Here is a 14,306-nt window from a genome sequence, read left to right as displayed (position 1 = left end):
CGATGACACTCTACCGCGCCCGCCCCCAGGACGGCGTCGCCTGGATCACCGGCGCCTCGACCGGCATCGGCCGGCAGGTCGCGATCGATCTCGCGCGCGAGGGCTATGTCGTGGCCATCACGGCGCGCGACGAGGAAAAGCTGGTCGAGGTGTCGCATGCGGCAAGCGGGCTCTCCGGCCGCATCGTGCCGATGGTTTGCGACGTCACCGACGCGGACGCCATGGAGCGAACCGTCCAGCGCATCGAGCGCGAACTTGGACCCATCGTCCTTGCGGTCTTCAATGCCGGTACCTATTCGCCGACCATCGGCGAGCGGCTGGAAGTCGCGAACTTCCACGGCACCTTCACGGTCAATCTCTACGGCGTCGTCAACGGCCTCGTCCCGGTGGCCGACCGAATGCGCGACCGCGGCTTCGGCCAGATCGCGATCACCGGTTCGGTCACCGCCTATTTCGGCCTGCCCTCCGCCGCCGCCTATGGCGCGACCAAGGCGGCGCTGAACAGCATGGCGCGTAGCCTGAAATACGATTTCGACAAGCAGAACATCCGCATCCAGATGTTCAATCCCGGCTTCGTCGCGACGCCCCTGACCGCAAAGAACAAATTCCCGATGCCCGCCTTGATGAAGGTGGAAGATGCCGGCGCGCGCTATGTCGAGGGACTGAAGACCGGCGGGTTCGAGGTCTCGTTCCCGCGCCGATTGTCCTATGTTCTCAAGGCGTTCGGCTACCTTCCGGATTCTCTTTATTATCGCCTCGTCAAGCGCGTGACCGGCTGGGACAAGCGTCGCGTCGCCTCCGGCAAGGACAAGCGCCGCACGGTCAACTGACCGCCTCGATCCGCGACCGCAATCCCCGCTGCGTCGTCTCGTCCAGCGGAAAATTCCACATCAGGCCGATCGCCGCGAGCTTGAGCGCCACCGGCACCCACGCATAGGTGACGGCAAGCGCGGCCAGCGCCCGCGCATCATTGTCGCCGCCCGCTTCGAAGCCGAAGAATTGCAGCAGCGGAAAGGCGAGCCCGACCGCGAGCGCCAGCGAAAGCTTGGTCGCAAGGCTCCACGCGGCGAAATAGAGCCCCGAGCGCTGCTCGCCCGACGCGGCCGTGTCGACGTCGATGACGTCCGCCTGGATCGCCGCCGGCAGTGCGAGGTCGAAGCCCAGCGTCAATCCCGTCGCGACCGACAAAGCCGCGAATGCAAGCCAGTTGCCCTCCCCGATCAGGGGCGCGAAGGCGAAAACGGCGCAGGTGAAGAGCATCGCCACGCACCACGCGCGGTGCTTTCCGAACCGCCGCGCGGCCGCCAGCGCCAGCGGCATTCCGGCGATGCCGGCGAGGAAATAGACGAACAGCAGCGGCCCGCGCATTTCGGGCAGGCCGAGCCGGTCGGAGACGAAATAGAGGAAGAGCGTCGCGGGAATGCCGTTGGCGAGCCCGTTGATGAGAAACGCAGCAATCAACCGCAGGAACGGCCCATTGCGCCCCATGTGGAGGAGACCGTCGCGCAGATCGAGCCGCGTACGCGAATATTCGCGTGGCTCGGGCACTCGCCAGACGGTGAGCCCGCCCAGCGCCAGCAGCAGGACGGCGACGACGATTCCGACGACGGCAAGGCCGTGCAGCCCCCCTGCGCTTTCCATCCCAATGGCGAAGGGCAGCGCGATGGCGAGAAGCGTGCCGACAAGCGTGAACCCCTCGCGAAAGCCCGCCACCCGCGCCCGCTCGCGATAGTCGCCGGCCATCTCCGCGCCCCATGAGGTCAGCGGAATGATTGCCGCCGTATAGCCCAGCGAAAGCACGGCGCCCCAGAAGACCAGATGGCCCGGACCCGCATCGACGGGCGGCCAGAACAGCATCAGCGCGGCAAGCGCCGCAATCGGCAGCGAGGCGAGAAACGTCGCCCGCCGCCGCCCCATGGACGGCCGCCAGCGATCCGCCATCCAGCCGACCAGCGGATCGTTGAACGCATCGAACAGCCGCACAAAAAGCAGAGCCGCCCCGACGGAGGCCAGCGAAAGCCCGAGCGTTTCCGAATAGAAGGTCGGCACGATGATGTAGAGCGGCAGGGTCAGCGCCGCGAGCGGGATCGCGGGCAGCGCGTAGAGGACAAGGCGGGATGCCTTCAGGGTCATGACGGGCTTTCAGGCGGCAGGAACTGTTGATGTTTACGCCGAAAAGGCACATTCGGTTTCGATGGCAGAAGCATACGCGACGAGGCAGGTGGGATGGCGAAGGCAGGGCCGGGCAAGCAAGGCAGGCGCGGGATGTGGGCGATCCTCGCCGTATTTCTTCTGACCGCAATCGGCGCCGCGGCATTTCTAGCCGGCCCACGCGTCGCCGTCGACACGACCATCCGTTTCGATCTGGCAACGATCGGCGAGGATGTCGAAGCCTATCTGGCCGGCCGCGAGCGCGACGTGCCGAACCTGCGCGACGGCGTCGGCAAGGAAATCGTCTGGGCGTTCCCAACCTCCAAGGCCCGCACGCCGCTCGCCATCGTCTACATTCACGGCTTTTCCGCCTCGAGCGGCGAGATCCGCCCCGTTCCCGACGAGATCGCATCGCGCCTCGGCGCCAACCTCTTCTTCACCCGCCTCACCGGTCACGGCCAGGACGGCGCGGCAATGGCGACGGGAAGCGTCAACGCCTGGGTCAACGACTACGCCGAGGCGATCGAGATCGGTCGCCGGCTCGGCTCACGCGTCGTCGTCGTGGCCACCTCCACCGGCGCCGGCCTTGCGACCTGGGCCGCGACGCAGCCCGAACTGTCCGAAGATGTCGCAGCCCTCGTCCTCGTCTCGCCGAACTACCGCATCCGCGCGGCGGGCGCCTCGCTCCTGACCGGTCCATGGGGTGGGCAGATCGCGCGCCTTGCCAGCGGCGCCGAGCGCCAGTTCACGCCGCGCAACGAGGCGCATGGCAGATTGTGGACCCCGCGCTATCCGACCGAGGCGATCCTGCCGATGGCCGCGCTGACGAAGCTCGCGCATGATGCACCGGTCGAGGAGATCGGCATCCCGGCCTTCTTCGTCTATTCGGCGGGCGACCGGATCGTCGACGCCGAGGTGACGGCCGACATCGCCGCGCGCTGGGGCGCGCTTTCGGACAGCCTGTTGATCGAAAGCTCCGGCGACCCGCAGAACCACGTCATCACCGGCGATGCGCTTTCGCCGCAGACCAACGAGCTCATCATCGAGACGAGCGTCAATTGGCTGCGCGAGAACGCGCTTTAGGCCGTGGCGAGTTTCGTGCGCTCGGGCCGTGCATCTCGCACGAACAGATAGACGAACAGCGAGATCGCCAGCATCGCCGCATAGAAGGCGAAGAGCGCAGCATAGCCCGATTCCGGCTGGCCCGTGACCGCATTGGCCGAGACGATCGGCCCCGTCGCGAATTGCATGACGCCGACGCCGCCGATGGAGAAGAAGTTGAGAAGCGTCACGCCGCGCCCCGTCAAATGCGCCGGCAGGAAGGCGCGGCCATGCGCCATCAGAAGGCCGTAGGCAGCGCCAGTCACGCCTATCAGCACGAAGATGATCGTCGTCTGGGCGATGCTCGTGACGGGGTTGAGCGCGAGATAGACGAGAACGGCAAGGCTGAGCGAATTGCCGACGATCGCCACCCATTTGCGCGTGCGGAAGATCGTGTCGAGCGGCCCGTAGATGAACCCGCCCGCCACCATCGCCAGCGCCATGAAGAGCGTGACCTGTCCGATCATCAGCGCATCGGCGCCATAGACGTCGGAGAGATAAGGGCCGGCCCAAAGGCCGCGGATGCCGGCTGCGGCGGCGTAGTTGATGGCGGTCAGCGGAAACAGCGCCCACAGGACCTTCAGTTTGAAGAGTTCGAGATAGCCGGAGAAACCCGCCCCCGCCGCAAAGCTCGCGTCGCGATGCGGATCGCGCAGGAACACCATGATGGCGCAGGCGGTCAGAAGCGTGACGACGCCAAGCCCCATCATCACCGGACGCCAGCCGAATGCGTCGGCGGCAGTCGCCAGCGGCGAGGCGCCGACGACATTGCCGAGCGACCCGAAGGCGACGAGCCAGGAGGTGAGGATCGCAAGGCGCGCGGTCGAATAGGTATGGGCGAAGATGAAGACCGAGGCCATCAGCACCGGCGCGCAGCCGACGCCGATCAGCGCCATGGCCGTGATCACCATCCAGGGCTGGGTTGCGAAAGCGAAGAGAAACGCCCCGCCCCCGCCGCCGATGGCGAGCAGGACGGCGGCCGTTCGCTTGGGGCCGTATTTGTCGAGGCACACGCCGACCACGAACTGCATCGCCGAGAACGATGCGAACCATGCGCCCGAGGCGAGCGACAGGTCGGTATTGGTCGCCCCGAGCTCGGACCCCAGAACCGGTGTGAGGACCGCCAGAAAGGAGCGGTAGAATTGCGACAGCACATAGGCGATCGCAAGAGCGGCCAAGCCAGCCATGAAGCGTTTCCCGTCGACATTTATTGGTACGGCCAAGGGGCCGACGGGAAACGGATTAGTTGATTAACGCGTTAGGCGCAATCAGGCAGCGCGGCGCGAACCGCCGCCATTGCTTGGGCCACGGCGCTTGGCGCGGAACGGGCGCTTCTGGCCCTCCGCCGGCTTGCCGGAGCCCTGGCCGAAGCCGGGTTTGCGGCCCTGGCGCGGCTTGCCGTTGGCATTGGCCGGACGGCGATTCTCGCGCTCTTCCGGCAAGGGTTCGGACTTGCGCTGAACCGGGTCGGCCTGGCCGAGATGGTCGGCCGCGATCGGCAGCTTCATGCGGATGATCTTCTCGACCTGACGCAGCTTGGAGCCCTCGGAAGGATCGCACAGCGTGATCGCGATGCCGTCCGCGCCGTTGCGGCCGGTGCGGCCGATGCGGTGGACGTAGCTTTCAGCCTCGTCCGGCAGGTCGAAATTCACCACATGGGTGATGTTCGGCACGTCGATGCCGCGCGCGGCGATATCGGTCGCCACGAGAATGCGAACCTCGCCGTCGCGGAAGCCGTTCAGCGCGCGCTGGCGGGCGTTCTGCGACTTGTTGCCGTGGATGACGGCCGCCTCGAAACCATCACGGACGAGATCGCGGGTCACGCGGTCGGCGCCGTGCTTGGTGCGCGCGAAGATGATGACGCGCGACATCGCGTCGTCCTTCAGCATCGTCGACAGGACGTCGCGCTTCTGCTTCAGGCGCGCCATCACGACGCTCTGGTGGATTTCGGCGGCCGTCGTGCCCTGCGGCGCGACTTCGACATGGACCGGGTCCTTGAGGATGCCGCGGGCGAGCTGCTCGATCTCGTTCGGCATGGTCGCCGAGAAGAGCGCAGTCTGGCGCTTGGGGTGCGTCGCGCGGGCGATCTTCTTGACGTCGTTGATGAAGCCCATGTCGAGCATGCGGTCGGCCTCGTCGAGGACGAGCCAGCGCGTCTCGGAGAGCACGATCTCGTTCTGGCGAACGAGATCGGTCAGGCGGCCCGGCGTGGCGACGAGAATGTCGACGCCCTGCGCCATGCGCTTGACCTGGCCGCCGCGCGACACGCCGCCGAGCACGAGGCTGGTCGAGATGTGGAGGCCCTTGGAGATGGCGCGAATCGTCTCTTCGATCTGCACGGCGAGCTCGCGCGTCGGCGCGAGGATCAGCGCGCGGCAGGTCTTCGCCTTGCGCTTGTCGCCGAGCGCGGCGATGTGCTTGAGGATCGGCAGCGCAAAGGCGGCCGTCTTGCCGGAACCGGTCTGGGCGACGCCCAGAATGTCCTTGCCGGCGATCTGCGCGGGAATGGCCGCAACCTGGATCGGCTTTGGCTCCACGAACCCGGCACGGGCAGCGCTTTCGAGCAGCTTGCCGTCGATGCCGAGGGGGCCGAAACCGCTGGTCGTGGTAGTCTGGTTTTCAGTCGTCAAAACAGTCTTCTTTCTGGCGCGCGGCGTTGGCCGGGCGCAAAATTCGATGCCGCAGGGCGCAACCTGCGTGCGATATGTCAAAATGGGATCGACAAGGCGGCGAACCCTAAGGTCCGCGCGGCTGCGCTGTCGTCGCCGCGGTCATCCGCGGGCTTGCCTTGCAAACGAGCAAGACAAAGACGCAACCAGTCCGTATTCGGGAAAGCCGGAAAGTCCGGCCCAAGCGCCTCGTGCGGCTCATATGGGCCTGTTCGCTGCCAAATGCAACCGAAACTTGCTGCGGTGCAAAAACAACAGGGTTGTGTTTAGATTATGAGGCCGGCGATGGTCTCATTGTCGGTGATGTCCTGATAGGTCCAGCCCGCTGCCTCGAACTTTTCCGCGAGAACCGCGAAATTCGCCGGGTTCTTCGTCTCGATGCCGATCAGGACCGAGCCGAAATTGCGCGCCGACTTCTTCAGATACTCGAACCGGGCGATGTCGTCTTCGGGGCCGAGCAGGTCGAGGAAGTCGCGCAATGCGCCGGGCCGCTGCGGAAAGCGGAAGACGAAGTATTTCTTCAGCCCCTCGAAGCGCAGCGCCCTCTCCTTCACGTCCGGCAGGCGCTCGAAATCGAAATTGCCGCCAGATACGACGAGCACGATTGTCTTCCCCGCGATCTCGCTCGGAGCAAGATCCTTCAGTGCGTCGATCGCCAGCGCGCCGGCAGGCTCCAGCACCACGCCCTCGACATTCAGCATCTCGATGATCGTCGCGCAGATGCGGTTTTCCGGGATGCGGGTCACGTCGTCCGGGACAAAGTGCGACAGTGCGGCAAAGTTCGCTTCGCCGATCTCCGCTACAGAAGCGCCATCGACGAAATTGTCGACCTGCGGCAACCGCACGCGCCGACCTTCGGAGAGGCTCGAATGAAGGCTCGACGCGCCGACCGGTTCGGCAAACAGGAACCGCGTGCCGGCATCGGCAAGATAGCGCGTGACGCCCGCCGCAAGCCCGCCCCCGCCGACCGGCAGCACGATCAGCTCTGCGCGCACGCCGTCCGGAAGCTGCGCCTCGATCTCCTGCGCGACGCTCGCCTGCCCCTCGATGATGTCTTCATGGTCGAAGGGCGGCACCATCAGGCCGCCGGTCTCGGCCGCGAACGCCTGCGCGGCGCGATAGCAGGCGTCGAAATAGTCGCCGGTCAGACGGATTTCGACGAACTCGCCGCCGAAGAGCCGCGTCTTGTCGATCTTCTGCTGCGGCGTCGTCACCGGCATGAAGATGACGCCACGCTTGGCGAGGTGCCGGCACACATAGGCAAAGCCCTGCGCGTGGTTGCCGGCCGAGGCGCAAACGAACACCTCCGGCCCCGCCCCCGCTTCCAGCACCTTGCGGAAGAAGTTGAACGCACCACGGATCTTGTAGGATCGCACCGGCGACAAATCCTCGCGCTTCAGGAATATCCGCGCGCCGGTTTTCTTCGACAGATACGCGTTTTCCTGCAGCGGCGTCTCGGGAAAGAGCGCGCGCATGGCGTCGGCTGCCAGTCGAACGTCGGCTTTGAAGTCACGGTGCAAAGGCTTCGGACCTTCCTGCGGTCTTTGTCTGTTGGCGCGTCCGCCGCGCTATTGCATATTCGGTGCGCGGAAGCCACTGTCGCGCCGCTTCAAGGGGTCAAGTCGGGGAAGACGTGCAGTATCTCGCCATTCGCACCGCGATCCACATCGCGGCGATCTTCGCCATCTACCTGTCCCTCGCCATGTTCATACCGGCCGGCGTGGACCTTTATTTCGGCAATGAGGATTGGCAGGTCTTCGCCTTCTCCGCGGTCCTGACCGGCGGGCTGGCACTGGCCGTCGCGGCCGCGACGCAGGGGCGCCCGCCCGTTCTTTCCGCACGCTTCGGCTTTTTCGTCGTCAATTTGCTCTGGCTGACCACCTGTACCGTCGGCGCCATCCCGTTCCTCACATCCTCGCTGGAGATATCGCTGACCGACGCGGTTTTCGAATCGGTTTCCGGCATCACGACCACCGGCGGAACGGTTCTGACCGGTCTCGATTCCCTGCCGCCCGGCATTCTGATATGGCGTTCGCTCCTGCAATGGATCGGCGGTCTCGGCGTCATCGCGCTCGGCCTCTTCGTCCTCCCTTTCCTCAATGTCGGCGGCGTCTCCTACTTCAAGATCGAATCCTCCGACATCTCGGACCGGCCCTTCGAGCGCTTCTCGACCTACACGACGAGCCTGATCGCCATCTACGTCGCGCTCACCGTCCTCTGCGCGATCTGCTATGCGGGCGCCGGCATGAGCGGCTTCAACGCGATCAACCATGCGCTGACGACCATTTCGACCGCGGGCTTTTCGACCCACGACGCCTCGATGGCGTTCTACGACGACAATCTGCCGGTGCTGTGGATCGCGACCGTCTTCATGTTCATCGGTGCCCTGCCCTTCGCGATCGTCATCCTGCTCTTCACGCGCGGGCGCATCGAATCCCTGCGCGATCCGCAACTGCGCGTCTTCGCCGGCTACGTGCTCATCTTCATCCTGGCGGTGACGATCTATGTGCGCCTGTCGAGCGACATCGCCTTCGTCGATGCGCTGACGCATTCGGCCTTCAACTTCATGTCGATCATCACCACGACGGGATATGCGAGTTCGGACTACACCGCCTGGGGCCCGTTCGCCTTCGCCTGCGCCTTCGTCGCCATGTTCCTCGGCGGCTGTTCGGGCTCGACGACGGGCGGCATCAAGGCCTACCGGTTCCTGATCCTGTTCGAACTCGTGCTGAACGGCCTGCGCCGCCTCGTCTATCCCAACACCGTGCAAAGCGTGCGCTACGGCGACCGCCCGGTCGACGACGCCATGCAGCGCGCCGTCGTTCTCTTCATCGCCTCGTTCTTCATCCTGTGGCTGATCACGACGATCCTCCTGTCGGCGACGGGTCTCGATTTCATCAGCGCCATGTCGGGCGCGCTGACGGCGCTCACCAATGTCGGCCCCGGCCTCGGCGACGTCATCGGCCCGGTCGGCAACTTCGCGACCATCCCCGACACCGCCAAATGGATCATGGCCATCGCCATGCTCATGGGCCGCCTCGAAATCCTCGCCGTGCTGGTGGTCTTCACGCCGATCTTCTGGAACAGGTAGGGGAAGAGTCCTCTTGGCGGACCCCCACCCTGTATCCCTCCCCACAAGGGGGAGGGAGGGCACCAGCGTTGTGCTGACTTTTCAGCCAGGCGCCGCATTGGGCGTAAGAACTGCGCGCCCGCGACTCCGCCTCGCGCCGACCCCGCCCGCCCTAAACGAACAATTCCACCTGCTCAAACGTCCTGACATCCACCAGTCCCTGGTCGGAAATCCGCAACTCCGGAATCACCACCAGCGCCAGGAGCGAGTGCTGCATGTAGGCGTTGTTCAGGACGCAGCCGACCTCGCGCATTGCCGCCGTCAGCTTCGCCGCCTTCTCCGCCACGATCTCCGCCCGCTCATCCGACATCAGCCCAGCGATCGGCAGTTCGACCAGCGCGAGTTCCCGACCCTCCGAGATCAGCACCACCCCGCCGCCGACCTCGCCGAGCCGGTTCGCCGCCAGCGCCATGTCGGCCTTGTTGGTGCCGACGACGATCATGTGGTGGCTGTCATGCGCCACTGTCGAAGCCATCGCGCAGGGTTTCTTGTAGCCGAACCCGGAGACGAGCGCGTTGACGACGCTCCCCGTCGCCCGGTGCCGCTCCACGAGCGCGATCTGGCAGACGTCGTTGGCGCCGTCCATCGCCACCAGCCCGTTCTCGATCGGCATATCCATCTCGAGCGCCCGCGTCGGCGCCTGGTTCTCGATGACGCCGATCACCCGCGCCCGCACCGAATTCGCCCCCTCCGGCGCCTTGATGTCGAAGTCCGCTGCGGCAAGCTGCCTGCCGAGCTTGACCGTCTGCTTGGCCTCGGCCGGATAGGGATAAGGCTCGATTTCGGCAACGAGCCGGCCATGCTCGGCAAGCAATCGGCCGCGTCCGTAGACCTGGTCGATCGCGAGCGCCGAAAGGTCGGAGACGATCAGGAAATCTGCGAGCCGGCCCGGCGCGATCGAGCCGATCTCGCGCTCGATCTTGAAGTGCTGCGCGGTATTGAGCGTCGCCATCTGGATCGCGGTGACCGGCTTCAGCCCCTGCGCGATCGCATGGCGCACCACACGGTCCATGTGGCCCTCCTCGACCAGCGTGCCCGAATGACAATCGTCGGTGCACAGGATGAAATTGCGCGGGTCTAGCCCTGACTCGGTCACCGCCTTGACCTGCTCGGCCACGTCGTACCATGCCGAGCCGAGCCGCAGCATCGCACGCATGCCCTGCCGCACGCGGGCGATGGCGTCTTCGGCGCGCGTACCCTCATGGTCGTCCTCCGGCCCGCCGGCGACATAGCCGTGGAAGGCAGGGCCGAGGTCAGGCGAGGCATAGTGCCCGCCGACGGTGCGGCCGGCCTTCATCGTCTCGGCGATCTCGGCCACCATCTTGGGGTCGTTCGCCGAAACGCCCGGAAAATTCATCACCTCGCCGAGCCCGATGATGTTTTCCCAGGTCATCGCCTCGGCGACGTCCTTCTCGTCGAGCGTTGCGCCCGGCGTCTCCAGCCCCGGCGCCGACGGCACGCAGGACGGCATCTGCACATGGACGTTGACCGGCATCGCCATCGCCTCGTCATGCATCAGCCGCACGCCCTTAAGGCCGAGCACATTGGCGATCTCGTGCGGATCGATGAACATCGAGGTCGTGCCGTGCGGAATGACGGCGCGGCAGAACTCGGTGACCGTCACCATGCCGCTCTCCACATGCATGTGCGCGTCGCACAGCCCCGGCACGAGATAGCGCCCGGCCGCGTCGATCACCTGCGTCCCCTCGCCGATCGCGTGGCTCGCATCGGGCCCGCAATAGGCGAAGCGCCCGCCGGTGATCGCAAGGTCGGTCCCCGCGATGATCTCGCCCGAATAGACGTTCACCCAGCGCCCATTGCGGATGACGAGATCGGCCGGCTTGCGCCCCGTCGCGACGTCGACGAGCGTGGCGGCCATCTCGTGCCAGGGACGCGGTTTGTTGAATCTGGCTGACGACATCTGGCTGAATCTCCGTTTGAGCCGAATGTGCCAAGCCGCTGGACGGAAAGCCAGAATGCTTTCCGTCCAGCCATGCGAAAACTGTTTCGCCTAATCCGCGCCGCGCGCCAATGTCCGCGGCTCCACCACCCGCTTCTGGTAGAGGAACAGCGCGCCGCCGACGGCAAAGCCGATCAGGTCGGACGTCCACCCGCCCTTGATCATCGCCAGCGCCCCGAACATCAACAGGATGCGCAGCACCACGTTCAGCGGTCCGAAGAACCAGCCGATGACCGCCGCCGACAGGAGATAGATGCCGATCGTCGCCGTCACGAAGACGTGGAGGATGTCGATCCATTCGCCCTGCATCAGCATCTCGGCCGAATAGAAGAACATGAACGGCACGACGAAGGCCGCAAGCCCGATCTTGAAGGCCTCGACGGAGGTCTTCATCGGGTCCGACCGCGCGAGCGCCGCGCCCGCATAGGCGGCCAGCGCCACCGGGGGCGTGATCGCCGACATCACCGCGTAGTAGAAGATGAAGAAATGCGCGACGAGCGGCTGGATGCCGAGCTGGATCAGGCCCGGCGCAAGCACCGATGCCGCCACCGCATAGGCCGCCGTCGTCGGCATGCCCATGCCCAGGATGATCGAGACGCACATGGCGAAGAACAGCGCAATGAGCTGGTTCTGCTCGGCAAGGGCAAGAAGCACGGCCGAAAAGCGCGTGCCGACGCCCGTCAGCGCGATCACTCCGACGATGATGCCCGCCGCCGCGCAGACCGCCACGAGCTGCAGCGACATCTTGGCGGCGAGTTCGAAGGCGTAGAGGATCGCCCGCGGGCCCATCTTGTTGGGCGTGAGCCACGAGACGACGGCCGCCGCGATCATCGCCAGCGTGCCGGCGCGGATGACCGAATATCCGGCGAAAAGCGCGTAGATGAGGATGACGATCGGTATGAACAGATAGACCTGCCTCAGCAGCTTGCCGAACTGCGGCAGTTCCGAACGCGGCAGGCCCTTCATGCCCTTCTTGGTCGCCTCGAGATCGACCATGAAATAGACCGAGGCGAAATAGAGGATCGAGGGGATGATCGCCGCGATGACGATCTCGGTGTAGGGGATGCCCGTGATCTCGGCCATGATGAAGGCGCCGGCGCCCATGATCGGCGGCATGATCTGCCCGCCGGAGGACGCAGCGGCCTCGACCGCGGCCGCCGTCTGCGGCTTGTAGCCGACCTTGCGCATCAGCGGGATCGTCAAGGACCCGGTCGAGACGACGTTGCCGGCGGACGTGCCGTTGATCGTGCCCATCAGACCCGATGCGAAGACGGCGACCTTGGCCGGCCCGCCCCGCGCCTGGCCGGCGGCGGCAAAAGCGAAATTGACGAAATACTCGCCCACTTTCGAGGCCTGAAGGAAGGCTGCGAAAGTCACGAACAGGATGATGTAGGTCGACGAAATGGCCGTCGTCGGCCCGAGAATGCCCTGGTCGGTGTAGACATAGGTGAAGAAGCGCGAGACCGAATAGCCGCGATGCTGCAGGAAGCCCGGCAGGAACGGTCCGACGAAACTGTAGAGGATGAAGACGCCGGCGATGATGACCAGCGCCAGCCCGGCAAGGCGGCGCGTCAGCTCGAGGATCAGGATGACGCCGGCGATCGATGCCCACATGTCGGCCGGCTGCGCCATGCCGGTGCCGGCGCGAAGGCGCAGCGCACCTGCATTGTAGATGATGTAGAGGCAGACCGCACCGGCGGCGACGGCGAGGAGCACGTCGGCCAGATTGATCCGGTCTTCGGCGGGGTCGGAAAAGAACCAGCCATGGACGACGGCGAGAATGGTGCCGACGAGGAGGGGAATGCCGAAGGTCTGGAACGCGAAGGCAGGCGGCGCGGCTTCACCCGTCGTCCACCAATTGCCCCAAGCGACCAGCATGCAGAACGTGCCGTAGAGGATGCCGGCGGCCGCGCCGAGGAGCACCACCAGCCTAAGCGGATTGCGCCTCGCGGGACCGGCGTCCTTGGTGACGCCATGTGCGGAATAGAGCAGGAAACCGATCGCGAGACCGCCCGCGACATGGATAAGCCGGTAGGTCCACGTCTCCAGCGGGTAGAGGTTCATCACCGCGATGTGGAAGACCGTGTAGGCGATGCAGGCCGCGACCACCAGCCAGTGCATGGCTCCCCGGAAAAGCCGCTGGTTGTAGCTTTGCGGCTCGATGTCCACGCCTTCGGCGAGGTTGACCGTCTCTGGCGATGCCGTGTTCGTCTGCGTCATGATATCCCTCCCCGAGGACACCTGTCAGATGGCAAAAGCCCCGGCGGCGCGGATGCGCAACCGGGGCATGCAAGGCGCGAAGGCGATCAGTCCTTCAAATTGTCGGGCACGGTGATGCCCTGCTCCTCCAGATAGCGCACGGCGCCGGGGTGATAGGGCATGAACGAGTTCTTGTCCCAGTTCTCCGTCAGCGTCTCGGACGAGGTGGCATGGATCTGCATCATGCGCTCGTTGTTCTCGAGAACCAGCTTGGTGATCTCGTAGGCGAGGCTCTCGGGCATGTCCTTGTGAGCGATGGCGAAATTCCACAGGCCGACCGTGGGCTGGTCGTAATCGTGACCCTGATAGGTGCCGGTCGGAATGGTGAAGGCCGCCATCTCCGGATGCGCTTCGAGGATCTGCGCAAGCTCTTCCTCGTTGAAGCCGAACATCTTGACGTCGTTTTCGGCAGCGAGCTGCGCGAAGGCCGAGATCGGAACGCCGGCCGCAAACGCGAACGCGTCGATCAGCCCGTCCTTCAACTGGCCGCCTGCATCCGAGGCGCCGGCGAAGGACACGTTTGCATTGACACCAAGCGTCTCCATGAAGCGCGGCCAGTAGGTGCCGGGCGTGCCGCCCGCCGGGCCGACGCCGACGCGCTTGCCATCGAGGTCGGACACGGATTCGATGCCCGAATTGGCCAGAACGACCACCTGGAACGGCGTCTGATACATCGGGAACAGGGCACGGATGTCTTTATGCTCGACGCCAGGCGCCAGTTCGCTCTCGCCATTCCACGCTTCGAGCGCCGGTCCCATCGTCACGAGGCCGATCTGGTGATCGCCGGTCTGCACGAGCGTCACGTTCTGCACCGGGCCGCCTGTCACTTCGCCGGACGCGTTGATGCCGAGGCTTTCGGAGATGAAGCTCGCCATGCCGTTGCCGTAGATGAAGTAGGTGCCGCCCTGGCTCGCAGTGCCGATCGTCAGATCGTTCGGCCAGTCGGCGCGGTCGTCCTGCGCATAGGCCACCGAGCCCGCGAACGCGACCGAAACGGCCAACGCGATGGAACGTGTGAGTGTCAGCATAGATCATC

At 65.3% G+C, this 14,306-nt stretch carries 10 protein-coding genes; 3 read left to right on the top strand and 7 right to left on the bottom strand.

Translation table 11 applies throughout. From position 1 onward, the window contains the following. Window positions 1-2: 2 nt before the first annotated feature. Window positions 3-830, top strand: a complete 828-nt coding sequence (locus ALII_RS0100130) for an SDR family NAD(P)-dependent oxidoreductase (RefSeq protein WP_024585315.1) — start codon at window positions 3-5, stop codon at window positions 828-830. On the opposite strand, the gene ALII_RS0100125 is transcribed toward ALII_RS0100130, so the two are convergent. Next, entirely contained in the window at window positions 823-2,133 is a 1,311-nt protein-coding gene (locus ALII_RS0100125; RefSeq protein WP_024585314.1) for an MFS transporter, read from the bottom strand. The two genes, ALII_RS0100130 and ALII_RS0100125, sit on opposite strands and share 8 nt — an antisense overlap. Before the next feature lie 93 nt (window positions 2,134-2,226). Between ALII_RS0100125 and ALII_RS0100120 the strand changes: the two genes are divergently transcribed. Continuing rightward, window positions 2,227-3,234: an alpha/beta fold hydrolase gene (locus tag ALII_RS0100120; protein ID WP_024585313.1), complete on the top strand. Its 1,008-nt coding sequence runs from the start codon at window positions 2,227-2,229 to the stop codon at window positions 3,232-3,234. Here ALII_RS0100120 and ALII_RS0100115 read toward each other — a convergent pair. The 3 genes from ALII_RS0100115 to ilvA all read right to left on the bottom strand — a co-directional run bounded on the left by ALII_RS0100115 (window position 3,231) and on the right by ilvA (window position 7,441). Next, window positions 3,231-4,439: an MFS transporter gene (locus ALII_RS0100115; protein ID WP_024585312.1), complete on the bottom strand. Its 1,209-nt coding sequence runs from the start codon at window positions 4,437-4,439 to the stop codon at window positions 3,231-3,233. The two genes, ALII_RS0100120 and ALII_RS0100115, sit on opposite strands and share 4 nt — an antisense overlap. Before the next feature lie 81 nt (window positions 4,440-4,520). Further along, entirely contained in the window at window positions 4,521-5,882 is a 1,362-nt protein-coding gene (locus tag ALII_RS0100110; protein WP_024585311.1) for a DEAD/DEAH box helicase, read from the bottom strand. Window positions 5,883-6,187: 305 nt separating this feature from the next. Next, window positions 6,188-7,441, bottom strand: coding sequence for a threonine ammonia-lyase IlvA (gene ilvA / locus ALII_RS0100105; RefSeq protein WP_029660038.1), 1,254 nt, complete (start codon window positions 7,439-7,441; stop codon window positions 6,188-6,190). A 113-nt stretch (window positions 7,442-7,554) separates the two neighbouring features. Between ilvA and ALII_RS0100100 the strand changes: the two genes are divergently transcribed. Beyond that, the gene (locus tag ALII_RS0100100; protein WP_024585309.1) at window positions 7,555-9,012 is read left to right on the top strand and encodes a TrkH family potassium uptake protein; all 1,458 of its coding nucleotides are present in this window, start codon (window positions 7,555-7,557) and stop codon (window positions 9,010-9,012) included. Between the two features lie 151 nt (window positions 9,013-9,163). Here the strand turns inward: ALII_RS0100100 and ade are convergent, their stop codons facing one another. The 3 genes from ade to ALII_RS0100085 form a co-directional block, all read right to left on the bottom strand. Continuing rightward, window positions 9,164-10,972, bottom strand: a complete 1,809-nt coding sequence (gene ade / locus ALII_RS0100095; protein ID WP_024585308.1) for an adenine deaminase — start codon at window positions 10,970-10,972, stop codon at window positions 9,164-9,166. A gap of 90 nt (window positions 10,973-11,062) precedes the next feature. After that, a complete protein-coding gene (locus ALII_RS0100090) occupies window positions 11,063-13,231 on the bottom strand; it encodes a TRAP transporter permease (RefSeq protein WP_024585307.1) in 2,169 nt (722 codons plus the stop codon). A gap of 86 nt (window positions 13,232-13,317) precedes the next feature. After that, the gene (locus ALII_RS0100085) at window positions 13,318-14,298 is read right to left on the bottom strand and encodes a TAXI family TRAP transporter solute-binding subunit (RefSeq protein ID WP_024585306.1); all 981 of its coding nucleotides are present in this window, start codon (window positions 14,296-14,298) and stop codon (window positions 13,318-13,320) included. Between the last annotated feature and the right edge of the window lie 8 nt (window positions 14,299-14,306).

It is taken from the genome of Aliihoeflea sp. 2WW (assembly GCF_000497755.1).
Lineage (GTDB): Bacteria > Pseudomonadota > Alphaproteobacteria > Rhizobiales > Rhizobiaceae > Aliihoeflea.
This window is presented reverse-complemented; position numbering and strand designations above follow the sequence as displayed.